Here is a 23,872-nt window from a genome sequence, read left to right as displayed (position 1 = left end):
GGCGTGCCGACGGGCGTGCGAGCGAGCGCGGAACCGCCGGCCCGCGTGCCGGCGACGGCGGGTGCGCGGGTGGGCGTGGGCGCGGAGAGAAGCGGCGCATCAGCGGGCTCTCTTTCCACGGTTGTGCCGGCTCCGGGGTCGCTTGCCGCCGACCTGTTCGGCGCGGGGCCGCTTTCTCCCGGACCGCCACGCGATCCAGGCCACGGCGAGGGCCGCCACGCCCAGTCCCGAGAGCGCTCCGGCCTGCTGGGCCTCGTCGATCGTGTCGGACGCCTCCCGGTACGGCTTCGGCTCCCAACCGGACTTGCCCTTGGCGTGCGCCTCGTCGTAACGCTGCTGGGCCCGACCGGACCGGATGTTGTCCACGAAACGCCGGATGGCGCGCACGGGGCCGGCGTTGTACGGCTCGGAGTAGATGATCTCGTCGGCCGCCGGTCCGATGGGCAGGTTGGTACCGAACTGCTGGGCGTCCACGCCGATACCGTTCGACGGCATGACGACGTACACGCCGGGCCGCTGCAGCTTGTCGTGCAGCAGGGCGATCAGGGCCGTCGGGCTCTTGACCGGATCTTCATCCGACTGCGTCTCGGCGACCACGGCGAGGTAGGTCGGAACCGGCATCCCGCGCACCGCCGCCCGGATCTTCCCGGCGTCTTCCGGGGACACGTCGCGCGGCACATGGTCGCTGATGAAGACGGGATCGTGAGCGAGTTGCGCGGCGATGTAGTCGGCCTTGGTGACCACGGCCGGGGCCGGCGTCGTTTGCGGAGCTTGCACCGGGACCGTCGGCGCGAAGGGCCCCAACCCGGCACCAAGCGCCACAGCGGTCACGGCTGGGACAAAACGCACTGGCCACACGGCCAGGAGCCTACCGGCGAGTGTTCGTGAGGATCATTCGCCCCGTCAGTGACCGCGCACGCTCGGTCATGCCGACCCCGGGGACGAGGGCGTGTCCGGGACGCCGTCGGAGAATCCGATCGGGAACACGTAGATCTGCATCGGGTCGCTCGGGTGGTACTCGCCGTCCACATTGGCGGCCAGCCACCGGCCGTCGGGAGACCACGCCAGGGCCTCGACGTTGAGTCCGATCCGGCAGTGCAGCACCGGCTCGCCGTCGGCCACCCGCCAGATCGACGGCTCGTCACCGGCCTCCCGGCCCTCGACCTCCGGGTCTGGCGGCCAGGGTGTCATGCCGTACGTGGTGTGGGGAGCGGTGGCCAGATAGGCGCCGTCCGGGCTCACCGCCACCGACCCGAGCCGCCTGACCCCGGCCGTGACCGTCCCCAGAAGGTCGCCGGTGGCCGGATCCATCACGTACACGTTCGGGCCCCGGCACGCGACCATGCGGCTCTCGGCGACGTCGAAGGCGACGTCATCCACCGACAATCGCACGTCATCCACCGACAATCGCAACTCGTCATCGGGCCCGACCGGCACCGCACGGTCCGGCACCCGAGGCGTGCTGACGAAGTCCACCCGCGGGCCGGACCCGTACTCCACCCGGTACCGGCCGGTGTGCGAACGCGCATGACCGGCTTCCACCGGCACGTCGACCACCGCACCGGCGTCCACGTCGTAGGCCCACTGCGAGGCGCCGCTGATTCCGTACGCGTCGCTGAGCACGATCACATGCTCTCCGGGCACCCACATGGCATTGTCGAGCTCGCCCTCCGGATGAGCGCGGGCACACTCGGTCCAGCCGGTCGTCTCGTACACCACCAGTTCGCCGCCTTCGCTGGTGACGGCCAGATACCGGGAGTCATCGGAGAAGACCAGGCCTTCGGTGACGCTCTCTTCCCAAAGCTCGTCGGCCTCCTCCTCGTCCTCGGGAAGGAACGGCGTGAGCGTGACCGCGGGCCGTCGCAGATCCGGTACGTGCCGGGCGTCCTCGGGACGGAAATGCCCGGTCGTCGCCGCGCGTGACGAACTTCCCAACGTCTGGTCGACGCTCAGGTGCCGCAGCCACCGCGCATCGGTCACGTGCACGTCGTAGTCGCCCCACACGAGGAGGAACTCATGCGGCCAACGCCCATCTCGCTCGTAGTGGAAGTCGCCATTGAGAAGGTCGTAGTTCGGTAGATCGCGTCCGGCGGGTGACTCTGCCGCTTCCTGTCGTAGCGGACGACGAAGATTCGGAACCGCGCGTGGCGCTCGTCGGGAGTGAGGGCGAGCACGCGAGCGCCGTACAGGTCGGTCAGCATCAAGATCTCTCCGGGGACGCCATGGCGAGGGGGTCCATGATCACATCCATCCCCGAAGGGACGGGACCTAGCTCGGGAGTGGCGGCTGCGAGGTGTCGTAGCGTCTCCGGGCCTCGTGGATCTCGGGCAGATGGCTCTCCGCCCACGTGATGAGGTCGATCGCGGCCTTCAACAGCATCCGCCCGAGCTCGGTCAGCTCGTACTCCACCCGTGGCGGGACGACCGGATAGATGGTCCGGGTGACCAGCCCGTTGCGCTCCAGCCCGCGCAGCGTCACGGTGAGCATCCGCTGACTGATGCCGTCGACCGAGCGCTTGAGCTCGTTGAACCGGCGGGTGCCCTGCCCCAGCTCGGCGATGACGTACAGCGACCACTTGTCCGCGACCAGGTCAAGGACCTCCCGGGCCTGGCACATGGCGGGGTGATGGTCCACGGTTCCCTCCGGATAACTCGGGCACCGCCCGATAACTCAGGCAGAAAAAAGTGCGTTCTTGTGGTGCCTCGGCTTCGCGCAGCAGCATGAAGCCGGTTCCCATTCATAACCAACTTACTAACAGGAACCTTGGGAGAACACCATGACCGCCAGCCTCACCGAGATCCCCGGCTACCTGGCCGGCACCTGGGCCATCGACCCGACCCACTCCAGCGTCGAGTTCACGGTCCGCCATCTGATGATCAGCAAGGTCCGCGGCCGGTTCACCACCTTCGAGGGCCGCCTGGTCACCGCGGCCGACCCGCTGGAGTCCACCGTCGAGGCCACGATAGAGATCGCCTCCGTCGACACTTCGAACGGGCAGCGCGACGACCACCTGCGCAACGCCGACTTCTTCGAGGTGGACAAGTACCCGACGATGACCTACCGCTCGACCGGCATCCATATGGAAGGCGGCGACTTCGTCCTCGACGGCGAACTCACCCTCAAGGACGTGACCCAGACCGTGCCCCTCACCCTCCAGGTGCACGGCTTCGGCCCCGACTACTTCCTGCCCGACCCGCAATCCGGCGCGCGGGCCGGCTTCACCGCCACCGGCGAGGTCAGCCGTCTGGCCTTCGGAGTCGGCGACAACAGCCCACTGCCCGGCGGCGGCCTCGGACTGAGCGACAAGGTCCAGATCACACTGGAGATCGAGGCCGTCCTGCAAAAGTAGTCTCCGCCCCGGGCGATCGCCCCGGGCGTGTCTCACGATCTACTGGACGCGCTCTAGGCGTCCTTGATCTCGCAGATGACGGCGCCGTTGGAGACCGTCTGGCCGACCTCCGCGGACAGCCCGGTGACGGTGCCCGCCTTGTGCGCCGTGAGCGGCTGCTCCATCTTCATGGCCTCCAGGACCACGATGGTGGCTCCCGCCTCGACCGTGGCGCCGTCCTCGACGAGGATCTTGACGATCGTGCCCTGCATTGGGCTGACCAGAGAGTCTCCACCGACGGCCGCAGCGCCGCCCTTCTTGCCGCCACGTCGCCGGGCCGGGGCCGCGGGGCCGGACCCGGAGGCGCCGGTGGAGGCGGTGGCGCCCAGCCCGGCGGGGAGCACCACCTCGATGCGCTTGCCGCCGACCTCGACGGTGACCCTCTCCCGCTCGGCGGCCTCTTCGGTCTCCACCGCCGCGTCGTACGGCGGGATCGTGTTGTCGAACTCGGTCTCGATCCAGCGCGTGTGCACCCGGAACGGCGCGTCGACGAACGCCGGGTCCTCGATGACCGTGCGGTGGAACGGGATGACCGTGGGCATTCCGCCGACCTCGAACTCCGCGAGCGCGCGTCGGGCGCGCTGGAGCGCCTCCGTCCGGTTCGCGCCCGTGACGATGAGCTTCGCGATCATCGAGTCGTACATCTGCGGGACCGTCATGCCCTGCTCGAAGCCCGAGTCGAGGCGCACGCCCGGCCCGCTCGGGGCGCTCCACCGGGTGATCGTTCCCGGCGCGGGCAGGAAGTTGCGGCCGGCGTCCTCCGCGTTGATGCGGAACTCGATCGAGTGGCCGCGCAGCGCCGGGTCGTCGTACCCCAGCTCCTCGCCCTCGGCGACGCGGAACATCTCGCGGACCAGGTCCACGCCGGCGACCTCCTCGGTCACCGGGTGTTCGACCTGCAGGCGGGTGTTCACCTCGAGGAACGAGATCGTGCCGTCCTGGCCGACGAGGAACTCGCACGTCCCCGCGCCGACGTACCCCGCCTCCCGCAGGATCGCCTTCGAGCTGGCGTACAGGGTCGCCAGCTGCTCCTCGGACAGGAACGGCGCCGGGGCCTCCTCCACCAGCTTCTGGTGCCGGCGCTGCAGCGAGCAGTCACGCGTCGAGACCACGACGACGTTGCCGTGCTGGTCGGCGAGGCACTGGGTCTCCACGTGACGCGGCTTGTCGAGGTATCGCTCGACGAAGCACTCCCCGCGCCCGAAGGAGGAAACCGCCTCGCGGACGGCCGACTCGTACAGCTCGGGGACCTCCTCGAGCGTACGGGCCACCTTCAACCCACGGCCTCCGCCGCCGAACGCCGCCTTGATGGCGATCGGCAGCCCGTTCTCGCGGGCGAACTCCACGACCTCGTCGGCGTCCCGTACCGGGTCTTTGGTGCCCGCGACCAGCGGAGCGCCGACCTTCTGCGCGATGTGCCGCGCCTGCACCTTGTCGCCCAGCGCCACGATCGCGCTCGGCGGTGGGCCGATCCAGGTCAGCCCGGCGTCGATCACCGCCTCGGCGAACCCGGCGTTCTCCGCGAGGAACCCGTACCCGGGATGCACGGCGTCGGCGCCGCTCTCCTTGGCGATCCGAAGCAGCTTGTCGATGTCGAGGTAGCTCTCGGCGGCCGTCTGCCCGCCCAGCGCGTACGCCTCGTCGGCGACCCGGGTGTGGAGCCCGTCCAGGTCCGGCTCGGAGTAGACGGCGACACTGCCGATTCCGGCGTCCCGGCACGCCCGTGCGATACGGACGGCGATCTCACCCCGGTTGGCGATCAGGACCTTGCGCACGTACGACTCCTCGCTCTTGCCGACCGACCAAGAGTTTAGGCAACCCGGCTTCTCTCGTGCTCAAGGGCCGCCGGGTTGCGGCGATCTCCAATGTAACCAACCACTTGCTCGGGCATCGCGGCGGTCACCCCACGGGGCTTCAGGCCAGGGCGATGAGCCGGTACAGAGGGTCGGGCCGAGCCACCTCCTGGTCCGGCAGCGAGGACAGCTCCTCGGCGATCCGTGCCGGATCGGCCGCACGGGCCCAGGGGATCCGGCCCTCCCGGATCCGCTCACACCACTGCCGCGGACTCCGGCCCTGCCCGATCCCGGTAAAGGTCGTCTCTCCGACCACCCGAAGACCGTGCCCGGCCGCCGACGCGACCACGCGGTCCACGTGGTCGGGCTCCTTCGGGACGTACGCACGCCGCGCGGCCGCCGTCACCGCGGCGACATCGCTGTCGACGGCGAAGGCGGCCTGGTTCTTGTCCACCGTGGTGATCAGGACGCCTCCGGCCCGCAGCACACGCGCGGCCTCGGCCCGCGCCTCTCCACCCCGGGACGCGTCGTACCCCGCGGCCTCGCGGTCATAGTCCAGCACAACGACAACGTATCGAAATCAGCCATAAAACGGCTTATCGAGTGTTGCGCGGATATGAATCCGCCTTTTTCGGATGCTGGAGTTCACCCATGGGGTCGACGGGAGCGCGAAGCGATCAGCTCCGCGCAGCGTTCCCGGAACTGCGGCAACCGCTGTACGAGCTCATTCAGTACTGCCACCATCTCGTCCGCGTCACGAAAGGGATAGCACTCAGAGTGCAGGGCTAGGCGGACCCGTACGACGTCATCGCCGGCACGCAACCACGACTCCAGAGTGCGTTGCATCGATGCGCCGTTCTCGGTGCCCGACCAGGCGGCGACTCCCAGATAGATATCCGCGTCGTCCAACGAGGTTCGCCCGGCGACCACGGCATCGGCGACAAGGTCGGCGATGTCCTCCGAACCCAGCACCACCATCAGGTCTTCGATGGCCGAACACAGCCCGTCGGTCGGCCCTCCATCGGGGCCTTCCTCCATCAGCGGGCGCACGGCCAGCAGCCTGGCGAGTGCCGCCTCCTGAGCCGACTCGATCACTCATGCCTCCGTACATTGAGCAGCGCTTCCTGTCCCATGGCGGGGTCCGCTCCCGGCCGATCGCAGAGCTCCGCGGCGGGTCCGATGAGGCGGGATATGGTACGGACGAGTGAAGCGCTTCGGCGGGAGACACCTCATGCCACGGACGTTCGCCGCCGAGCGCGGCTGGACCTGCGGCATCTCGCGCAAGGAGGAAGGCGCGCTCCTCGAGCGACTTCGCGGGGAGCCGTTCCACCCGCCTGAGCGGGCCCCGGACGCGTATCCGTTCCCCGTGCTCGGCCGCCACCGGCACCGGCTGTGGGACGTGATGCGCGGTGCGTATCGCGACCGGTCTGCGGTCGTCTTCGGATACCGGCGCGAGCAGGAGATCCTCGATGACAGTTTCGGCCGCCGCGGCTGGGAGAACTCGTCCTACTGGATCGCCGCCCTACTCGACCTGCCGGCTTCGGCGCCGCGCCTGCAGGTGACGCCTCGCACGTCGGCGCCACCCGAGCGACCGGGTGTCGTGACCGGCGATCCGCGCGTGGATGAACGGTTCCACGTCCACACCGACGACCCCACATGGGCGGGCGGGGCGCTGCGCGAGCTGGCCCCGATCCTGCTCGACGGGCCCGCTCAGGCGTGGCGCATCTCGGGCACGTCCATCCTGACGTGGAGTAGGGCCGACGGCATTCCACTCGCCCACGTCGAGGCCATGCTGGACCGACTGTCCACGATCGCCGGTTGCCTCGCGCCGCCAGCCTGAAGCGCGCGATTCACGCGGTCTGGTCCTGTCCGCTGCCGCCACCGAGGCCCCGGCAAGGGTTCCCGCCGTAATCCTCCGTGTCCGCTCGAGGACCGCCGTCGAGGCCTCCAACCGACCCGGCAATGCGCCGAACAAGAAGCTCGGAAAACCATGCGATCATGATGATTTCCGGTGCAATTCCGGTATTGCGCGCGACCGACCGTACTCGACGACCGAACTTCTCATCCGTCCATGACGGGCCCGCGGGCCGTCGTTGGGGGCGGGACGTCGAAGGGAGAAGCGATGCGCCCGAGGGCCCCCGGGGCGCTCGCCGTCCTGAGAGAGCCCGATTTCCGGCGATTCTTCATCGGTCAGTCGGCGTCGCTGCTCGGCGACGGCATGATCGGCGTCGCATTGGCGTTCGCGGTCCTCGACCTCACCGGGTCGCCCGCAGATCTCGGGTACGTTCTGGCGGCCAAGTCGATCCCCCTCATCGCGGGCCTGCTGGTCGGCGGTGTCATCGCCGACCGGCTGCCCCGCCGCCGGATCATGGTGGTCGCCGACCTGGCGCGCTTCCTCGGCCAGGGAACGATGGCCGCGTTGCTGATCGCCGGTCATGCGACGATCTGGGAGCTGGCGGCCCTCCAGGCGGTGCACGGCGCGGCGAGCGCCGTGTTCAACCCCGCGTCCACCGGCCTCGTTCCCGCCATCGTCACCGGCGGGCGCCTTCAGCAGGCCAACGCGTTGCGTGGTCTGGCGATCTCGATCGGGAAGATCGCCGGTCCCGTCCTGGCCGGCCTGTTGGTCGCGCTGGCAGGCCCCGGATGGGCGATCGCCGCCGACGCGGTCACCTTCGCGTTAAGCGCGATCACCCTCACCCGGCTACGACCGCCCGCGCACCGGCCGCCACCGGCTCAGTCCGTCGTACGCGACCTGCGGGAGGGCTGGACGGAGTTCAGCTCCAGACCCTGGCTGCTGACGCTCGTCACCACGGCGTCGCTCACCAACCTGCTGTTCGCGGCGTTCTACGTACTCGGCCCGGCGCTCACCGCCCGGTCGTCCGGCGGGCCGACGGAATGGGCCACCATCCAGGCCGTCATCGGCGCCGGATCTCTCATCGGCGGCATCGCCGCCCTGCACATCCGCCCACGACGCCCACTGCGTACGGGCGTGCTCGCCATCGCCCTCTGCGCGCTGCCCACCCTCGGTCTCGCCGCTCGCCTCCCCGTCATCGCCGTGGCCGGCCTCGCTCTGCTCTGCGGCCTCGGGATGACGGTCTTCAACACCTTCATGGAGACGGCCATCCAGCACCACGTCCCCGCGGGTGCCCTGTCCCGGGTCAGCGCCTACGACTGGTTCGGCTCCTTCGCCTGCCAGCCCATCGGCCAGGCCACCGCCGGTCCGCTCGCGGCAGGACTCGGCACCTACCCGGCCCTCTGGCTGACGGGCGTCCTACAGTTCCTCGTCGCCCTGGGCGCCCTCACGGTCCCCGCGATCCGCCGACTCCCGGCCGGAACCCCTGACGCGCCGACTGCCGTCCCCCAAGAGTCCTGAGTACGGCTTTCGGGCATGTCCCCCGAGTGGCAGAGGGGTGGAGATCCTCGACGCGCTCGCAGTTTAGGCCGACCGAACTGGTCCGGGAATCGGTGATATCACCTCGGTCGTCAGACTGCGGAGTTATGTGCGTCATGGCCGCTGTTGTCCGATCTTGTCGCAGGTCGGTGGCCGGAAGCGGACAGGGGGAAGGGTTCCGTGAGTGCCGCTGGCAATGCTTAATTGGCACGGAAATCTGAAAAGGGACCACTAAGAGTAGTGAGGTCACGTTCCAAATTGGGAGCGTCCCTCACTGTGCCGGCTCGGGCCGCCCCTGGGGTCGGAGCGATGGGGAAGCGCCGCGCCCAGCGTGGCCTGTTGCGACCTGCTCGTCCGCGGTGTCGCCCCGCATGGCCCGCACCGGTGCGACGGGGCATCGGAATCGACCGAGCGACGCGGAAGCGACAGCGAACGGAAAGGAGATGGCTGATGGGTGGCATCTACGGCGGCGATCCCGAGGCCATGAAGAGACTTGCCGGCCTCTTCCAGAAGCACGGGCACGAACTCGACCAGATCATCAGAGACCTCAACTCGAACACCCAGAGTAGCCAGAGCATCTGGCAGGGGCCAGGTGCCAACCGGTTCCGCGAGGCGTGGGCGCAGGCGAAGCCGTCATTCGACAAGATGGTCACCGCCTTCCAGGAGGCCCACAAGGACATCAACAGCCGGGCCGAGGGCTTCCGAAACGTCGGCAAGTAGTCGCCCCTCGGGACGGGGTGCCGCGGGCCGCGGCACCCCTGGTTCCTGTGCGTGTGCGCAGACCGGTCATGGACGCCCGTGGATTCTTCATGTGGCTCCCTGGATTGGGAAAGCCTGGCCCAGGCGGACGAAGAGACCGCGGCCGGTGGGGCCGTCTACCGAGATCTGGCGCGGGAGGCGGAGGTTGAAGACGTCGCCGTCGTCGGGGGAGTTGACGGCGAGGAGGACGCCGGTGCGGGAGCGTCGCGTGTCGGCGATGAAGCCGCTGTAGCCCCGCGACAGATCCTGGGTGGTGCCGCCGATGATGACGGCCTGTTCGGCGTCCCTGGCCTCCCGGAGCACCCGGACGAGCACGTCGTCGAAGGGCGTCGAATCCAGGAGTTCCGCGTCGTCGACCACCACCACGTACCGGCTCACCCCGCCGACGACCTCCTCGAACCGGTAGGTGTCGTCCGGTGTCTCCAGCACTGCCAGCACGCCGGGCTCACCACGCAGCTCCCGCAGCGGCGAGCGGCGCGGGCAGATCAGAACCACCGGCACGGTGCCGTCACCGATCTTCGGATCGAGCAGCGACGTGACCATGGTCATGAGGACGGTCGAGCGACCCGACCGAGGTGGGCCGGCGACGGTGAAGCCGGGGCCCTCGGCGAGGAGGTCGACGCCGACCGGGCCGAGTTCGTCGCCGCCCGCGCCCACCAGCGCCCACAGCGGGGACGGTGCAATGAAGTCCGGGTCCAGAGCCAGCGCCTCACCGTAAGTGATGCGTACCGGGAGCTCGTCGACGTGCAGCGGCCGCTGGGCGCGGGACGGGCGGTCGTACGACCGCTCGGCCTCGCGGGAGAGACGTTGCAGCGCGGCGACCTGGGCGGTGCCGGAGGCGACCTCGGTCAGCAACGCGATCTGCGATTCACGCAGCGCGGCCCCACCAGGCCCGACCGGCTCGAGTACGCGGCCGGGCGGCATGTCGCCCGGCACCTGGCGTTCGTTGACGCCCGCGTACGTGTAGTCGTTCGGGTCGGCCATGCGCAGGGTGAGGCGGTCGTCGAACACCGTGGAGACCTGGCCGGTGAGGCCGGTGCGGTCGCCGGTGAAGACGGCGCGCAGGCCGACGGCGGCGCCTTCGCGGAGGAGGCGCAGGACGGAGTCGATGAGGCGGCCGTAGTCGTAGTTCTCGAAGGCGGCGACGAAGCCCTCCCAGCGATCCAGCATGAGGAGCATCCAGGGCAGGCGCTCGGACGGGGCCACCGCGGCGCGTTGTTCGGCCAACGAGGAGAAGCCGGTCGCGGCGAGGATTTGCTGGCGGCGGCCTACCTCGGCGTGGAGGCGGGCTAGGAGGCGTTCGATGCGTTCCGGCTGGTCGCGGGCGACTACGGCGCCGCAGTGTGGGAGGGCGACCAGGGGGAGGAGGGCGTTCGCGCCGCAGTCGATGGCGTACAGGTGGACGTCGGCGGGCCCGCAGGTCGAGGCGAGGGAGCCTCCGAGGGTCCGGAGGACGGTCGACCGGCCGGAGCGGGCCGCCCCGGCGACGTACAGGTGGCCGCCGTGCACCAGGTCGAGGGCGAGGACGGAGCGGGACTGGGCGGACGGCAGATCGGTCAGGCCGTACGCGAGCGGTGGCACGTCGTCGTGGTCGGTGAAGATCGCGGGCAGGTCTTCGAGGGTGACGCGGGTCGGCAGCGGCTCCAGCCAGGGCGGTGGCTGGTCGTCCAGGCCGGCGCGGTCGGCGGCCTCGCGGATCGCTCCGACGAGTGTCTTGAGGTCGGTGACGGTCGTGGCCTCGTCTTCGGCCACCTCGGTGAAGGAAAGGGGGCGGCCGAGGCTCGGCCAGGGCAGGGGGACGACCTCGGCGGGGACCGCTGTGTGGGCGCCGGGGCGGCGGCCGCCGATCCGGGCCGACTGGACGGCCTGCGGAGCTGCGGCGCCGGACCGTACGTAGCACCGGCCGGGTGCGGACTTGGAGATCCGGGCGGCGGACGGGTCGTCGATGACGTCGGCGGAATGCTCGGGGCTGGTGACGCGCAGCGCGATCCGCAGGTTGGTGTTGGCGCGGATGTCGGCGGTGACGACCCCGGCGGGGCGCTGGGTGGCGAGCAGGAGATGGACACCGAGGGAACGGCCGCGGCGGCCGATGTCGACGAGGCCGTCGACGAAGTCGGGCAGGTCTTCGGCCATCGTGGCGAACTCGTCGATGACCAGGACGAGGCGCGGCATCCGGGACGACGCGCGGCGGTCGCCGTCGTCGTGCAGCTCGTAGTAGTCCTCGATGTCCTTGGCCCCGGCGTGCAGCAGGATCTCCTCGCGCCGTCGCAGCTCGGCGCCGAGGGACTCGAGGGCGCGTTCGGTGAGGTGGCCGTCGAGGTCGGTGACCATGCCGGCGACGTGCGGCAGTGACGCGCAGTCCTTGAACGCCGCGCCGCCCTTGTAGTCGATCAGCACGAACGTCATCTCGTCGGGGCGGTTGGCGACCGCGAGCGACGCGATGACGGTCTGCAGGAGCTCGGACTTGCCCGCGCCCGTCGTGCCGGCGATGAGGCCGTGTGGGCCGTCGACGCGCAGGTCGATGGTGAAGACCCCGTCGGCGGACAGGCCGATCGGCGCGGTGGTCGTACGGCCGCCGGCCGCCCAGATCGCCTGGACGTGGGCGGCGGTGGGCGTCGGCATGCCGAGGATCTCGAGGAGCCGGGCCTCGCGCGGGACCATCGACTCGGCGTCGTCGCGGGACACGTCGCGTACGGGGGCGAGGGCGCGGGCCATGCGGTCGCACCAGCCCGTGGACACCTGGTCGGCCAGGATCGGGCCGATGGAGTCGAGCCCGTGGCCGCGCAGCCGTACGTGATCGGGGCGGTCCCAGTCCCAGACGGCGACGGCGGTGCACTCCTCGGGCAGGAGGCGCTCGTCGTCGTCGACGCAGATGGCGTGCAGCCCGACCATGGGCCCGCCGGACAGCACCTGGGGCATGCCGGGCACCCGGCGCAGCTGCCGTGCGCCGTCCATGACCAGGAGGATGTCGTACGGGCCGGAGCCCTGCGCGGGGCCGCCGAGCAGCCCGCTCGAGGAGCCGTCGGCGGCGCGGCGGCGTTCGGTGATGCGGATCGCGAGCTCGGTGATGCGCCGGGCGACGGACTCGGGGTCGGCGCCGATGAGGGCGACGCACTCCTCGCCTTCGCGGGGCGTGGAGTGCGGCAGCCAGCGCACCCAGTTCCAGTGTTCGGCGCCGTCCGGGTCCGACGACAGGACGACGATCGCCAGGTCGCGGGGGCTGTGCAGCGCGGCGGCCTGGGCGACCAGCCAGCGGGCGAGGGCGCGGGAGCGGTCGCGCGGTCCGGCCAGCCCGATCACGCCGAGGTCGGCGAGCGGCAGGGTGACCGGGACGGCGTGCGCGACGGGCGGCTCGGGCATGACGGGCTCGGTGTCGCCGCCACGGCCCGGGGTGAGCTCGATGCGGGCGGGCCGGTCGGCCACGCCGACGCGCAGGTGCAGCGCGTCGGCGTCGGCGCGGCGGCGCTCCCAGAGCCGTCGCCGGGGGCCCGTGGCGGTCAGCAGCACCTCGGCCGGGTCGGGCGCGAGGGCGCGGAGGTCGTCCTCGTCGGCGCGCCGCAGGGCCTCCAGGGTCTCGTCGAACTCGGCCTTGGCGTGCCGGTAGTCCTTCATCGCCTTCTTGTAGGACCTGCGGCCGTACAGCCGGTCGCCGATCCACTCGCCGACCTGGATGACGGGGTACGCCAGGGCCATCAGCACCCAGTACCACTGGCCGGTGACCACGGCCATGACGACGCCGGTCACGGCGAACAGCAGGGACCCCAGCAGTCGGAGCCGTTCCCGCCGGCTCGGCGGGGGCTGCTGCGGGACCTCGAGCGCGGAGCGCCGCTCGGGCGGCAGCAGGCGCGGCGGCCGGTTGTAGGCGAGCCCGCCGTCCTCGAGGGGCGACAGGTGCGCGTCCGGGGCGGTGGACGGGACGTACGTCAGCATGGACGACCCGACCATGAGGACTCCGCCCGGCGGCCACTCGACGGTGCCGTCGAGGGCGTGGCCGCTCACGGTGACGCGGTGCGACTCGACCGTGATCAGCAGGGCGTGCGGTGGGACGGACGGGTCGCCGAGGCGTACGTCCACGTCGGGACCGCTGCCGACGGTGGTCTCGCCGATGCCGATGCGGTGCACCGCGCCGGAGACGGGGCCGCCGGTCACGCGGATCTCGGCGCTCCCGGTGGGCTCGCTCAGGACGGTCGCGACGGCGTCGGCCGGGTCGAGGGCCACGAGCGCGCCGTCGCGCAGCACCCGCGCGGCGGGCGTGGCCGGGTCGAGCATGCGCCCGCCCGCCCAGAGAGGCGGCGCGGATTCCGTTACCCAGCGTGCGCTTGGTAGGTGAACGACTTCCGCGAGGGCCTCTTTGACCGGCTCGGTGTTCAGCGCCGTAATAAGTGATCTCGCAACGGTTTCTACCGTCATATCGGAATCACCGTTGATCACGACGTCACGGGGACCGTGATCGGTCATCACCGTGAGCGAGATTCGCATTACCCCTCCGGATTCGCCGTCTGCCGGACCAGGATAGAGAGGGTGCCGGGGTCTCTCCAGCGGGTCAGGCCGAGTGCTCGCTTGATCGCCTTACTAGTTGGTGACATGCGTGACCGAAACAATCTGTCGTTGCCGCATTGACGCCGGGCGGTAAGGGCGGAACGATGGTTCGCCGCGTACCCGTCAACGCCGACAGTCCGCAATCCCCCGAATTGGCGGAGCAGCCAGTGACGACGAGCAGTGATCGCAAGAGCGTCGCCGACACCTCCGGGCGGCCGTCGCTCGCGGTGGCGGCCGGCCACCGGATTCCCGTACCACCCCGGGAGCGCAAGCCGGCGATGGCGGCGCTGGCCGTGCTGCTCATCGTCGGAGGTGCGCTGGTCAGCGCCTATCTGGTGATGGCCAGCGGGCAGCGGGTCCCGGTCATCCGGGTCGCCCAGCCGGTGGCGGCGGGCCAGCGGATTCCGGCGGCCGCGCTGGAGGAGGTCCAGGTCTCGGCGACCGGCGGCCTCGACTACATCCCGTGGCGGGACCGCGCGAGGGTCACCGAGACGTACGCGACCGTCACCCTCGTCAAGGGCTCGCTGCTGACCAACGGAATGATCAGCACCGGTGCCTCGGCGGCCAAGGGCACCGTCGTCGTCGGGCTGGCCCTCAAGCCCGGGCAGCTTCCGGCGGGCGGCCTGCACCCCGGCGACCGCGTCGCGGTGTACTCCGTGGCGGTGCAGGGACAGACCGGCATCCAGGCCGGCGCCGTCCTCGCGCCCGCGGCGATGGTGTACGACGTCGCCGAGCCCGGCCAGAACGACATCCAGAGCGACCAGGTCCAGGTGTCGGTGACCGTGCCCACCGACGAGGCGCCGCTCGTGACCCAGGCGGCGTCGGCGGGCGCGGTGGCGGTCGCCGTCCTCGCGCCCGGCGAGCAGGCGTCGGGCAAGCGGCCGCGGGCCACCGCCCCGCAGACGGCCGTACCCCCGACGCCGCAGCAGTCGACGACGGAGCAGCAGCCGACCGGGCGCGAGCCGACCCCTGAGCGCACCTCACGCCGGCCCACGGCGGGCACCTCGCACGGCGGCTCGACGGGCAGACCCTGATGGCGCTCATCGTCCTGGCGGCCGACAAGGGAGCGCCGGGCGTCACGACCGCCGCCGTCGCGATCGCGGCGGTCTGGCCGCGCCCGGTGCTGCTGGCCGAGTGCGACCAGGCGGGCGGCGACCTGGTCTACCGGCTGCCCGGCGAGGACGGCGGCATGCTGAACCCCGCGCGCGGCATGCTGAGCCTGGCCGCCACCGCGCGGCGCGGGCTGCGCGCCGAGCAGATCTGGGAGCACACGCAGCGGCTCGTCGGCGGCCTGGACGTGCTCGCCGGCCTCACCAACGCCGAGCAGGCGCAGGGGCTCACCTGGCTGTGGGGGCCCCTTGGCCGCGCGTTCGCGGACCTCACCGTCCCCGGGTTTCCCGGGGACGTACGGGACACGGCTCCACCGGTCAACGGCGGTCCGCCCGCCACCACCGTGCCCGCGCCCGCGGTCGACGTGGTCGCCGACTGCGGGCGGCTGGGCGCCGGATCGGCGATGACCGATCTGCTCCGCGAGGCGTCCACCATCGTCCTGTTCACTCGCGCCACCCTCGAACACGTCGCTCACCTGCGTGAACGCATTAATTCCCTCGCATCGGAACTCGGAGGCCACGCCGCGCCGCCGATCGGTGTGGTCGTCGTGGCCGATCCCCGCGAATACCGCACCTCACTCACCGAGGTCGGCCGGATCATTTCCAATGCCAAATTGCCCGCGAGCGTTCTGGGGGGTTTCGCGCTGGATCCCAAGGGTGCTGAAATGCTCAGGGGGCGATGGGGCGGAAGGCTTGACAGATCACTGTTGATTCGTTCGGCCCGGCAGATCGCGGGCGGGCTCGCCGCGCGGGCCGCGGGCGGTCCGGAGACGGGCCGCGAGGGGCAGGGAGCGGCTAGTGGATCACAGTCTCGTTAAGCGACTGCGGCAGGAGGTGGGCGGGCGGCTCGCCGACCAGCGCCGCCTCGACGCCGCCAACGGCATCGCGCCCATGAGCTCGGAGGACGAGCGGCAGTTCGCCCGCGCCTTGATCGGGCAGGTCCTCGAGGAGTACGCCCGGTCGGAGATCGGCGCCGGTCGCCGACCGCCGAACGCCGAAGAGGAGGAGCAACTCGCGGCCGGCGTGCACGCCGCCCTGTTCGGCGTCGGCCGGCTCCAGCCGCTGCTCGAGGACTCCGAGATCGAGAACATCGACGTCAACGGCTGCGACCGGGTGTTCATCGGGTACGCCGACGGCCGGGAGGTCATGGGCGAGCCGGTCGCCGAGTCCGACGAGGAGCTCGTCGAGCTGATCCAGATCCTGGCGGCCTACAGCGGGCTGTCCAGCCGGCCGTTCGACTCCGCCAACCCGCAGCTGGACCTGCGGCTGCCCGACGGGTCCCGGCTGTCCGCCGTCATGGACGTCACCGTACGGCCCGCGCTGTCGATCCGCCGGGCCCGGCTCGGCAAGGTGTTCCTGTCCGACCTGGTGGGCAACGGCACGCTCAGCACCGAGATGGGGCTGTTCCTGCGCGCGGCGGTCGCGGCCCGGAAGAACATCATGATCGCCGGGGCGACCAACGCCGGGAAGACGACCCTGCTGCGGGCCATCGCCAACGAGATCCCGGCGAACGAACGCCTCATCACCGTCGAACGCGCGCTGGAGCTCGGCCTCGACCACTTCCCCGAGCTGCACCCCAACGCCGTCGCGCTCGAGGAGCGGCTGCCGAACTCCGAGGGCCAGGGCACGATCACCATGGCCGAGCTCGTCCGCCGCTCGCTGCGCATGAACCCCTCCCGCGTGATCGTCGGTGAGGTGCTCGGCGACGAGATCGTCACGATGCTCAACGCGATGACGCAGGGCAACGACGGCTCGCTGTCCACGATCCACGCCAACTCCTCGTGGGAGGTGTTCAACCGGATCGCGACGTACGCCCTGCAGTCCGACGAGCGGCTGCCGATCGAGGCCACGCACATGCTGATCGCAGGTGCCATCGACTTCGTCGTCTTCATCGAGAAGCGCAACGACTACGTCCAGGGCGGGCGGCTGCGCCGCTTCGTCTCCAGCATCCGCGAGGTCACCGGCTGCGACGGCCGGGTCCTGTCCAGCGAGATCTTCGAACCGGGCTCGGACGGCACCGCCGTGCCCGCCGCGCCCATCGCCTGCGCCCAGGAGCTCGTACCCTTCGGCTACGACCCGTCCCTCGGGGTCTCCTGGTGACGGGCGATCTCGCCGACGTCGCCGCGCTTCCGGCGATCCTCGCGGGCGCGATGATCGGCGGCGGCGTCTTCCTGCTCATCGTCGCGATTCGCGGCGTGCGGCCTCACCCGGGCCGGCCGTCCGGGCGCAGCCGCGAGGAGCTCGTCCGTACGCTCAGCACGCGTACGGCGCTGGCGGTCATCGCCGGCGTCGCCGCATTGATCGTCACCCGCTGGCCCGTCGCGGCGGTCGGCACCGGACTGCTCGTCCTCGGCTGGAACACCTTCGGCGGCGGTGCCGCCGAAGAGCGCCGGGCGATGGCCCGGCTCGAGGCGCTCGCCGCCTGGACCGAGTCACTGCGCGACACCATCGCCGGCGCGGTCGGTCTCGAGCAGGCCATCCCGGCGTCTCTCCGCGCCGTGGCGCCCGTGCTGGAGCCGCACGTACGGGCCCTCGTCGACCGTCTCCACACCCGCGTTCCGCTCGCCGACGCGCTCCGCAAGTTCGGCGACGAGCTGAACGACCCGTCCGCCGACCTCGTGGTCGCCGCGCTCATCCTCAACGCGCGGTTGCGCGGCCCCGGTCTGCGCGACATGCTCGGGGCGCTCTCGACGTCCGCCCGCGCCGAGCTCGACATGCGCCGCCGCGTCGAGGCGAACCGCCGCACCACGCGCCGCAGCGTCCAGATCGTCGTGGGCGTCTCGGTCGGCACGGCGTTGTTGCTGGCCGTCTTCAACCGGTCCTACGTGAAGATGTACGACTCGTTCACCGGCCAGCTCGTCCTCGCCGTGGTCGTCGGCCTGTTCGCCGCCGGGTTCCTCTGGCTGCGCAGGCTCGCCAGGTACGAGATGCCGCAGCGCTTCCTCGGCGGGACCGACACCGACCGTCCCGGCGTGCCCGGCGAGGTGCCCGAGACCGTCGCGCGCTGGCAGGGCCGTACCGGAACCGGCCCCAACCCCACGGTCAAGGGAGGCACCCGATGACCATCGCGCTGCTGGCCGGAGCCTTCTTCGGACTGGGCGGATACCTCCTGTTCCGCGCCCTGTTCCCGCCACGGCCGGGCCTGGCCGCACGCCTCGCGGCATTCGACGCCGCCCGCCGGCGCGGCGAGACGAAGCCCGAGCGCAGCGCGTCCGGCGACTCGGGCCGCTTTCCCGGGCTGCGCGCCCATGCCGGCCGCTCCCTGGCGGCCTTCTACGAGGCCCGGGGATGGCAGCAGCGCTCGGCTCGCGCGGATCTCGCCCTGCTGGACCGGTCGTTCGAGGCGTTCCTCGCCACGAAGTTCCTGCTGTCGGCGGCGGCGATCGTGTTCATCCCCATCCTCGTCGGCTGGTTCGCCGTCCTGGGGATGCGGGTCGCGGTGGCCGTCCCGGTGTGGGTCGGCCTGTTGTTCGCCCTCATCTTCTTCCTGCTGCCAGACCTGAAGCTGCGCCAGGAGGCGGCGGCGCGGCGCCGTGACTTCCGGCACGCCGTCAGCGCCTTCCTCGACCTGGTCGCGATGAATCTCGCGGGCGGGCGCGGCGTCCCCGAGGCCCTGATGACCGCGGCGAACGTCGGCGACGGCTGGGCCATGCGCCGCATCCGCGACGCCCTGTCCAACGCCCGCATCACCGGCATCACGCCCTGGCAGGCACTCGGCCGGCTGGGCGAGGAGGTCAGTGTCGACGAGCTTCGCGACCTGTCCGCCGCGCTGGCCCTGGTCGCCGACGACGGAGCGAAGGTGCGCCAGTCGCTCTCCGCCCGCGCGGCGAGCATGCGCAGCCGCGAACTCGCGGACATCGAAGGAAAGGCAGGTGAGCAATCCCAGTCGATGCTCGTCGCCCAGCTACTGCTGTGTGCCGGTTTTCTCATCTTCCTTGCCTACCCGGCGGTGATGCGGGTCGTCGCCACATGACCGCAGACGGCACGGGAACTGTCCTCCGATCCACCCGAGGTGTTTCATGCAGTGGTTGAATCCGATGAACGACCCCCTCATCGTCTATGCGCGGACCTACGTCGACGCGCGCATCGAACGGCTCCGCCAGGACACCGACAAGTCCCGCGGGGCGTCCGCCATCGAATGGGCGATCATCACCGGGATCCTCGCCCTTATCGCGATCAGCGTCGGCTGGATCATCTTCCGACGGGTCAAGTCCGCCGCCAACAAGATCAACGTGAATAACGGCCCCGGCGGCGGCTGAGGTGTGGTGGGGAGCGGCGCGCCGTACGCAGATTCGCGAGAAGGCGGACCGGGGTGCGAACACCTTGGAACTCGCGTTGCTGACGCCGATCCTCCTGCTCGTCATCCTGCTGGTGGTCCAATTCGCGATGGTGTATCACGCCCGGCATGTCGCCCTCGCCGCGGCGCAGTCCGGTGCCCGAGTCGCCCGAGAACAAGGCGGCGGTGACTGGAAGGGACAGGCTGAGGCGAAGGCGCGGGAGTACGTCCAGCAGATCGGTCCGGAGCTGCTGACCCGGGTGACGCCACAGGCCGGCGGCGACCAGAACCAGCGGTGGGTCACCGTCACCGGCACCGCCGTCCGGGTCGTGCCCTTCATGACCTTTCACGTCACCCAGCGATCCGGCGGGCCGATCGAGTGCTACCGGCCTGACGTCGGCTCCGGTACGGCATGCGGGAACGGGACGCGATGACGGGACCAGCGACCGAGAGCGCTTCGGCGGCGAGTCCGAGGCCCACGGTGAGCACCTCGGCGGCGAGGCCGACGTCGATCGCGGCACGTGTGACCGTGAGGAGGCGGTCGACGCCCCCGGACGCAGGCACGATGGCCCTGGAGCTGGCCATCCTGACTCCGATCCTCGTGGCGTTCATGATGCTGATGGTCGGGCTGGGCCGGATCGTGGAGGCGCAGAGCCAGGTCGACGGCGCCGCCCGTGACGCGGCGCGGGCCGCGTCGGTCGCCCGCGACCGCGGGAGCGCGCGGGTCGACGCGGACAACGCGGCGAAGGCGACCATGAGCGGCGACAAGCGGTGCCGGGGCGGGCCGCAGACCGACCCGGACTTTCGCGACTGGCGCCCTGGCGGCCAGGTCTCCGTCACGGTGCGGTGCGACATCGACCTGGGCGGCCTGTCGCTGATCGGTCTGTCCGCGTCCAGGACAATGGTCGGCAAGGCGACCGCTCCCCTCGACACGCTGCGGAGGATCGATTGACCCCGTGGCGTAGGGCGGTGGACGAGGGCCGCGACCGGGGTACGGTCGCGATGTTCACCACGATCTTCGCCCTCTTCGTCATCGTGCTGGCCGGCCTGGTCGTCGACGGCGGTCTGGCGATCCACGCCCGCCAGCGCGCCGCGGACATCGCCGAGCAGGGTGCCCTCGCCGCCGCCGACGAGGTGGACCAGGACGTCCTGCGGCAGACCGGCGAGGCGCGGATCACCGACCCGCGCGCGGCCTGCGCCCGCGCCGAACGCCTCGTGGCCACCTATCCCGAGGTGACGGGACGGGCCAAGTGCCAGATCGAGGGCGGCCGGACCGCGCGGGTCGTCGTGCAGATCAAGGTCCGGCTTCAACTGCTCGCGATCGTCCCCGGCTTCAGCGACTTCACGATGACGTCCGCGGCGACCGCTCACCCTCAGGAGGGGATCTGATGAGAAGGGTGCGCGACCAATGAGCGAGCGAACCGAGCGAATCATCAGCACAGCGCCCGTCAAGGAGGGCGTATGAGCGAGCGGAGCGAGCGAATCGTCAGCATGGCGCGCCCGGTCACTCCTCCGACGCCGGGAGGTCGGTCGGGGTCGGTTGGTCGGGCGAAGAAGGAGGGCGTATGAGCGCCATACGGCGGCAGCCCGCGCGGATCGACCGCGGACGAGGGCCCGGTGACGTGGTCGTCGGTGTGCTCGCGCTCGCCGCCATCGCCGCGCTTCTCGCGGGCGTCCCGTTCGCGCTGCTCACCTTCTTCGGCTCGCCGATCCCGAGCCGGATGCCGTCGATGGAGACGTTCACGCAGCGCCTGGACACCACCGCGCTGATGCGCATCCTCGTCCTCGTCGTGTGGCTGGCGTGGGTGCAACTGGCCGCCTGCGTGATCGTGGAGGTGTACGCCGGGATCCGCGGGGTGGGCGTGCCGGCCCGGGTGCCGTTCGCCGGCGGCCCGCAGGCGGTCGCGCATCGGCTCGTCGTCGCCGCGCTGCTGCTGTTCACGGCGACGACCGTCGTCGTACCGGCGTTGACCGCGCCTCGGGCGACGCACGTCCAGGTCAAGGACCCGCCGCCGCGCCAGCAGCCGCGGCCGGCCGAACGCCCCGAGGCCGTCACCCGGCAGGCACCGGAGCCGGACTCCGACGCGCCCGCCCCCATGGAGCACAACGCCGTCCGCAAGATCTACCGGGTCCGTCCCCCGGAGGGACGGCACCACGAGAGCCTCTGGGAGATCGCCGAGAAGTGCCTCGGCGACGGCCGCCGCTACCGCGAGATCTACACGCTGAACAAGGGCAAGCTGCAGCCGGACGGCACCCGGCTGACCATGGCGAGCCTGATCCGCCCGGGCTGGGTGCTCGACATGCCGGCCGACGCCACGCACGTGGAGGTCGTCCACCGGGGCCCGCACGACGGGCAGCACGAGCACGGGGTGCCGCACTCCGAGGTCCCCGGAGGCGTCCACCACCACGGCTCCGTCAACACCGAGAAGCAGGCGGTCGAGGCGGCCCGGCGGGCGGCGCGCGAGGAGGCCCGGGAGGAGCACGCCAAGCAGGAGGGCCATCAGGGCGCCGGCTCGCAGAACGGACACGGCACCGGCTCCCAGGAGGGCGGTCAGGGGCCCGGCAGCCCCGGCCAGGAGACCGGTCGCCCACCGGCCGCACCGGCGCCGCACCCGACGGGCACGGCGCCGTCCGTACGGCCGCCCGCCCACGCGTCGCCGGGCGCCGAGCGGCCGGCCCCCGCCCAGCCCGAGTCATCGCGGCACCCGTCGCAGTCCCCGGCCGAGCGGCCCTCGCACCTGCCGGCGTTCGGGTGGCCCGAGGAACTGGCCGTGGCATCGCTGCTCGCCGCCGGGCTGCTCGCCGTGCTCGGCCGGCGGCGGCGCGAGCAGCTGTGGCGCCGGGCGTTCGGCACCAGAATCGCCCGGCCGGACGGGGAGGCCGCGCTCGCCGAGCAGGCGCTGCGCATCGGCGCGGACACCGACGCCACGCGCCTCCTCGACCTCGGGCTGCGGCAGATGTCGAAGGCCCTCGCCGCCGAAGGGCGCACGCTGCCCACCGTGTACGGGGTGCACCTCGGTACCGACAGCCTCGACCTGTGGATCGCCCCCGCCGACCGTAACCCGCCCGCACCGTGGGAGGAGTACGACAACGGGCAGGTCTGGCGGCTCAACGCCGGCGCCCTCGACGGGCTGCCCACCGCGGACCTCGCGGACGTCCTCGCGCCGTACCCGGGACTGGTCTCGATCGGCACCAACGACACCGGCCGGATCCTCGTCGACCTGGAGACCGCGCACGGCCTGATCTCCCTGCAGGGCCCGGACGAGATCCGCCGCGCCGCGCTCGCCGCCGTGGCGGTCGAGCTGGCGACGAACCGCTGGTCCGACCACATGCGGATCACGCTCGTCGGCTTCGGCGAGGAGCTGTCGCTGATCGCCCCGGATCGCATCCGCGCCGTCGCCACCCTCGCCGAGGCGCTGCCGGAGCTGGAGAGCCGCACCGAGGAAGTGCGGCAGGCCCTGGCGGCGTCGGGCGTGGACTCCGTTCTCACCGGCCGCTGCCGCGGCGTGTTCGGCGAGGCGTGGATGCCGCACTACCTGATCATGGCCGACCCGCCGACGCCCGAGGAGGCCGAGCGCCTGGTCGCCCTGGCCCGTACCGGCCAGCGGATGGCGGCCGGGTACCTCGTCGCGGGCGAGACGCCGGGTGCGACGTGGACCTGGGACGTCACGCCCGACGGGCGGCTCCGCGCCGGGGTCCTCGGGTTCGACGTCGAGGCGCAGCTCGTCCCCGAGCAGCACTATCGGGCGGTCCTTGAGCTGTTCCGTACCGCCGGGCGAGTGGAAGGCGTCCCGTACGGCGGGATCGATGCGGAGCCGGCCGTGCCGCCCGCGATGGGGGAGACCCGGCCGACGGTCGACATCCGGCTCCTGGGCACCGTCGAGGTGGACGCGCCGGGCGTCGTGGAGGAGAGCCGCCGGGCGCTGTGCACCGAGGCCCTGGTCTACCTGGCGACGCATCCCGAAGGCGTGCACCCGACCGTGCTGGGCGGCGCGGTGTGGCCGCGCGGTGTGGCGGCGCCGGTGCGCGACGCGACGGTCGCCCGCGTCGCCGACTGGCTCGGACTCGACTCACGCGGCCGCCCCAACCTGTACCACGACGAGCGCGGCCGGATCCGGCTCGGCTCGGAGGTCCGGGTCGACTGGGAGATGTTCCGCTGGCTCGTCTGGCGGTCGGCCGCCGAACCCGCCTCCGAGACGGCCTACCTCACCTACGCCCTCGACCTCGTACGCGGCCCGCTCATGGACGGTCGCCCGCGCGGCCGGTACGGCTGGCTGGCGGCCGAGGACCTGGAGTACGAGGCGACCGCGCGCATCGCGGACGTCGCGCACCGGCTCGTCCTCATGCGACTCGACGACGGCGACGCCCGGGGCGCGGTCTCCGCGGCCCGCGCCGGGCTGCGGCTCGCGGTGGACGACGAGGGCCTGTGGCGTGATCTCCTGCGCGCCACCCACGCGACCGGCGACCACGCCGCGGTCCGCGACGTCGTGGAAGAGCTGAGCGAACGCGTCAGCGCCGACCCGTTCGCCGCCCAGATGCAGCCCGAGACCGAGGCGTTGGTCGAGGAGCTCGTCCCCCAGTGGCGCGGCGTCGTCGAAGGCGCCGGCTGATCGCCGG

Annotated in this window: 21 protein-coding genes; 14 read left to right on the top strand and 7 right to left on the bottom strand. The window is 71.5% G+C overall.

The features are described 5' to 3' along the window. Positions 1 to 99: 99 nt before the first annotated feature. From ACQP2O_RS47145 to ACQP2O_RS47135, 3 genes are all read right to left on the bottom strand, one after another. Positions 100 to 777: a hypothetical protein gene (locus tag ACQP2O_RS47145; RefSeq protein ID WP_360893033.1), complete on the bottom strand. Its 678-nt coding sequence runs from the start codon at positions 775 to 777 to the stop codon at positions 100 to 102. 147 nt (positions 778 to 924) lie between these two features. Continuing rightward, positions 925 to 1,980 carry a WD40 repeat domain-containing protein gene (locus ACQP2O_RS47140; RefSeq protein ID WP_433176126.1) on the bottom strand — a complete coding sequence of 352 codons (1,056 nt, stop codon included), beginning with the start codon at positions 1,978 to 1,980 and terminating at the stop codon, positions 925 to 927. Between the two features lie 288 nt (positions 1,981 to 2,268). Then, positions 2,269 to 2,634, bottom strand: coding sequence for a winged helix-turn-helix transcriptional regulator (locus tag ACQP2O_RS47135; RefSeq protein ID WP_433176124.1), 366 nt, complete (start codon positions 2,632 to 2,634; stop codon positions 2,269 to 2,271). A 142-nt stretch (positions 2,635 to 2,776) separates the two neighbouring features. Here ACQP2O_RS47135 and ACQP2O_RS47130 point away from each other — a divergent pair, with 142 nt between their 5' ends. After that, positions 2,777 to 3,349, top strand: coding sequence for a YceI family protein (locus tag ACQP2O_RS47130; protein WP_433176122.1), 573 nt, complete (start codon positions 2,777 to 2,779; stop codon positions 3,347 to 3,349). 53 nt (positions 3,350 to 3,402) lie between these two features. Here the strand turns inward: ACQP2O_RS47130 and ACQP2O_RS47125 are convergent, their stop codons facing one another. From ACQP2O_RS47125 to ACQP2O_RS47115, 3 genes are all read right to left on the bottom strand, one after another. Then, positions 3,403 to 5,163: an acetyl/propionyl/methylcrotonyl-CoA carboxylase subunit alpha gene (locus ACQP2O_RS47125; RefSeq protein WP_433176120.1), complete on the bottom strand. Its 1,761-nt coding sequence runs from the start codon at positions 5,161 to 5,163 to the stop codon at positions 3,403 to 3,405. 139 nt (positions 5,164 to 5,302) lie between these two features. Continuing rightward, positions 5,303 to 5,743, bottom strand: a complete 441-nt coding sequence (locus tag ACQP2O_RS47120) for a hypothetical protein (protein WP_433176118.1) — start codon at positions 5,741 to 5,743, stop codon at positions 5,303 to 5,305. An 83-nt stretch (positions 5,744 to 5,826) separates the two neighbouring features. Next, entirely contained in the window at positions 5,827 to 6,276 is a 450-nt protein-coding gene (locus ACQP2O_RS47115; RefSeq protein WP_433176117.1) for a hypothetical protein, read from the bottom strand. A 136-nt stretch (positions 6,277 to 6,412) separates the two neighbouring features. On the opposite strand from ACQP2O_RS47115, the gene ACQP2O_RS47110 reads away from it, so the two are divergent. The 3 genes from ACQP2O_RS47110 to ACQP2O_RS47100 all read left to right on the top strand — a co-directional run bounded on the left by ACQP2O_RS47110 (position 6,413) and on the right by ACQP2O_RS47100 (position 9,292). Continuing rightward, positions 6,413 to 7,021, top strand: a complete 609-nt coding sequence (locus ACQP2O_RS47110) for a hypothetical protein (RefSeq protein ID WP_433176115.1) — start codon at positions 6,413 to 6,415, stop codon at positions 7,019 to 7,021. A gap of 282 nt (positions 7,022 to 7,303) precedes the next feature. Then, positions 7,304 to 8,554: an MFS transporter gene (locus tag ACQP2O_RS47105; RefSeq protein ID WP_433176113.1), complete on the top strand. Its 1,251-nt coding sequence runs from the start codon at positions 7,304 to 7,306 to the stop codon at positions 8,552 to 8,554. 468 nt (positions 8,555 to 9,022) lie between these two features. Then, the gene (locus tag ACQP2O_RS47100; RefSeq protein WP_433176111.1) at positions 9,023 to 9,292 is read left to right on the top strand and encodes a WXG100 family type VII secretion target; all 270 of its coding nucleotides are present in this window, start codon (positions 9,023 to 9,025) and stop codon (positions 9,290 to 9,292) included. Between the two features lie 87 nt (positions 9,293 to 9,379). On the opposite strand, the gene ACQP2O_RS47095 is transcribed toward ACQP2O_RS47100, so the two are convergent. Then, the gene (locus tag ACQP2O_RS47095; protein ID WP_433176109.1) at positions 9,380 to 13,600 is read right to left on the bottom strand and encodes an FtsK/SpoIIIE domain-containing protein; all 4,221 of its coding nucleotides are present in this window, start codon (positions 13,598 to 13,600) and stop codon (positions 9,380 to 9,382) included. Between the two features lie 437 nt (positions 13,601 to 14,037). Here ACQP2O_RS47095 and ACQP2O_RS47090 point away from each other — a divergent pair, with 437 nt between their 5' ends. The 10 genes from ACQP2O_RS47090 to ACQP2O_RS47045 all read left to right on the top strand — a co-directional run bounded on the left by ACQP2O_RS47090 (position 14,038) and on the right by ACQP2O_RS47045 (position 23,865). Then, positions 14,038 to 14,904: a hypothetical protein gene (locus ACQP2O_RS47090; RefSeq protein WP_433176107.1), complete on the top strand. Its 867-nt coding sequence runs from the start codon at positions 14,038 to 14,040 to the stop codon at positions 14,902 to 14,904. Continuing rightward, complete coding sequence (locus tag ACQP2O_RS47085; RefSeq protein ID WP_433176105.1) at positions 14,904 to 15,797, top strand: hypothetical protein; 894 nt, start codon at positions 14,904 to 14,906, stop codon at positions 15,795 to 15,797. Before ACQP2O_RS47090 ends, ACQP2O_RS47085 begins: the two co-directional genes overlap by 1 nt. Further along, positions 15,778 to 17,079: a CpaF family protein gene (locus tag ACQP2O_RS47080; protein ID WP_433176103.1), complete on the top strand. Its 1,302-nt coding sequence runs from the start codon at positions 15,778 to 15,780 to the stop codon at positions 17,077 to 17,079. The genes ACQP2O_RS47085 and ACQP2O_RS47080 overlap by 20 nt, the downstream gene beginning before the upstream one ends. Beyond that, a complete protein-coding gene (locus ACQP2O_RS47075) occupies positions 17,076 to 18,041 on the top strand; it encodes a type II secretion system F family protein (RefSeq protein ID WP_433176101.1) in 966 nt (321 codons plus the stop codon). Before ACQP2O_RS47080 ends, ACQP2O_RS47075 begins: the two co-directional genes overlap by 4 nt. Then, positions 18,038 to 18,952: a type II secretion system F family protein gene (locus ACQP2O_RS47070; RefSeq protein ID WP_433176099.1), complete on the top strand. Its 915-nt coding sequence runs from the start codon at positions 18,038 to 18,040 to the stop codon at positions 18,950 to 18,952. The genes ACQP2O_RS47075 and ACQP2O_RS47070 overlap by 4 nt, the downstream gene beginning before the upstream one ends. Positions 18,953 to 18,998: 46 nt before the next feature. Then, positions 18,999 to 19,238: a hypothetical protein gene (locus ACQP2O_RS47065; RefSeq protein ID WP_433176097.1), complete on the top strand. Its 240-nt coding sequence runs from the start codon at positions 18,999 to 19,001 to the stop codon at positions 19,236 to 19,238. A gap of 64 nt (positions 19,239 to 19,302) precedes the next feature. Continuing rightward, entirely contained in the window at positions 19,303 to 19,689 is a 387-nt protein-coding gene (locus tag ACQP2O_RS47060) for a TadE/TadG family type IV pilus assembly protein (RefSeq protein WP_433176096.1), read from the top strand. A gap of 131 nt (positions 19,690 to 19,820) precedes the next feature. Next, positions 19,821 to 20,207: a TadE family protein gene (locus ACQP2O_RS47055; RefSeq protein WP_433176095.1), complete on the top strand. Its 387-nt coding sequence runs from the start codon at positions 19,821 to 19,823 to the stop codon at positions 20,205 to 20,207. Beyond that, positions 20,204 to 20,644 carry a TadE/TadG family type IV pilus assembly protein gene (locus ACQP2O_RS47050; RefSeq protein ID WP_433176094.1) on the top strand — a complete coding sequence of 147 codons (441 nt, stop codon included), beginning with the start codon at positions 20,204 to 20,206 and terminating at the stop codon, positions 20,642 to 20,644. Before ACQP2O_RS47055 ends, ACQP2O_RS47050 begins: the two co-directional genes overlap by 4 nt. A 176-nt stretch (positions 20,645 to 20,820) precedes the next feature. Continuing rightward, on the top strand, positions 20,821 to 23,865 hold the full coding sequence (locus tag ACQP2O_RS47045; protein ID WP_433176093.1) for a hypothetical protein: 3,045 nt from the start codon (positions 20,821 to 20,823) through the stop codon (positions 23,863 to 23,865). The last annotated feature ends 7 nt before the right edge of the window (positions 23,866 to 23,872 follow it).

The sequence above is a fragment of the Actinoallomurus sp. CA-150999 genome (assembly GCF_050942425.1).
Classification (GTDB): Bacteria; Actinomycetota; Actinomycetes; order Streptosporangiales; family Streptosporangiaceae; genus Actinoallomurus.
Note: the sequence above shows the minus strand (reverse complement) of the source record. Positions and strands in the feature narration are given on the sequence as shown.

Bases quoted from the DNA above. Each gene is read 5' to 3' on its own strand.
- ACQP2O_RS47130 (WP_433176122.1), top strand. From the start codon at position 2,777: ATGACCGCCAGCCTCACCGAGATCCCCGGCTACCTGGCCGGCACCTGG.
- ACQP2O_RS47110 (WP_433176115.1), top strand. From the start codon at position 6,413: ATGCCACGGACGTTCGCCGCCGAGCGCGGCTGGACCTGCGGCATCTCG.
- ACQP2O_RS47105 (WP_433176113.1), top strand. From the start codon at position 7,304: ATGCGCCCGAGGGCCCCCGGGGCGCTCGCCGTCCTGAGAGAGCCCGAT.
- ACQP2O_RS47100 (WP_433176111.1), top strand. From the start codon at position 9,023: ATGGGTGGCATCTACGGCGGCGATCCCGAGGCCATGAAGAGACTTGCC.
- ACQP2O_RS47095 (WP_433176109.1), bottom strand. From the start codon at position 13,600: ATGCTCGACCCGGCCACGCCCGCCGCGCGGGTGCTGCGCGACGGCGCG.
- ACQP2O_RS47085 (WP_433176105.1), top strand. From the start codon at position 14,904: ATGGCGCTCATCGTCCTGGCGGCCGACAAGGGAGCGCCGGGCGTCACG.
- ACQP2O_RS47070 (WP_433176099.1), top strand. From the start codon at position 18,038: ATGACCATCGCGCTGCTGGCCGGAGCCTTCTTCGGACTGGGCGGATAC.
- ACQP2O_RS47065 (WP_433176097.1), top strand. From the start codon at position 18,999: ATGCAGTGGTTGAATCCGATGAACGACCCCCTCATCGTCTATGCGCGG.
- ACQP2O_RS47055 (WP_433176095.1), top strand. From the start codon at position 19,821: ATGGCCCTGGAGCTGGCCATCCTGACTCCGATCCTCGTGGCGTTCATG.
- ACQP2O_RS47045 (WP_433176093.1), top strand. From the start codon at position 20,821: ATGAGCGCCATACGGCGGCAGCCCGCGCGGATCGACCGCGGACGAGGG.